This is a genomic window from Allobosea sp. TAF32 (genome assembly GCF_052113585.1).
GTDB lineage: Bacteria > Pseudomonadota > Alphaproteobacteria > Rhizobiales > Beijerinckiaceae > Allobosea.
This window is the reverse complement of record NZ_JBFRDM010000056.1, coordinates 1-403: the sequence shown is the minus strand read 5'-3', so window position 1 is coordinate 403 and position 403 is coordinate 1. Positions and strand designations below refer to the sequence as shown.

1 protein-coding gene is annotated in these 403 nt (G+C 67.0%); it reads left to right on the top strand.

Features of this window, described 5'->3' with window-relative positions; genetic code table 11:
• Window positions 1-37: 37 nt before the first annotated feature.
• On the top strand, window positions 38-403 hold a 366-nt coding region (locus AB4Z16_RS28155), incomplete at its 3' end, for a hypothetical protein (protein WP_441514596.1).

Sequence of the window (403 nt, the reverse complement as noted above, 5' to 3'; positions counted from 1 at the left end):
GTTCTCGGTGAAGGGCGTCCCGGCAGACGGCGACACCATGACCGCCAAGCCGGCGCAGCAGGCCGGCGCGGACGTGTTCGCAAACCTGAAGGCCGTGATCGACGCGCTGAAGGCCCCGATCAACACCGGCCTGAACCAGGAAGCGGCGAACGCCAACCTGCAGAACGTGATCGCCACGGGCATCCGCCAGTTCAGCAACTCCCTGGACAACGTGCTGACGGTGCGCTCGTCGGTGGGCTCGCGCCTGAATGAAGTCGACGCGCTGGACACCATCGGCGAGAACCGCGCGCTGTCCAACGCGCAGACCCTGTCGGGCCTGCAGGACCTGGACTACGCGGCCGCCATCAGCGAGTTCTACCAGCGCCAGACCGCGCTGCAAGGCGCGCAGCAGTCGTTTATGCAG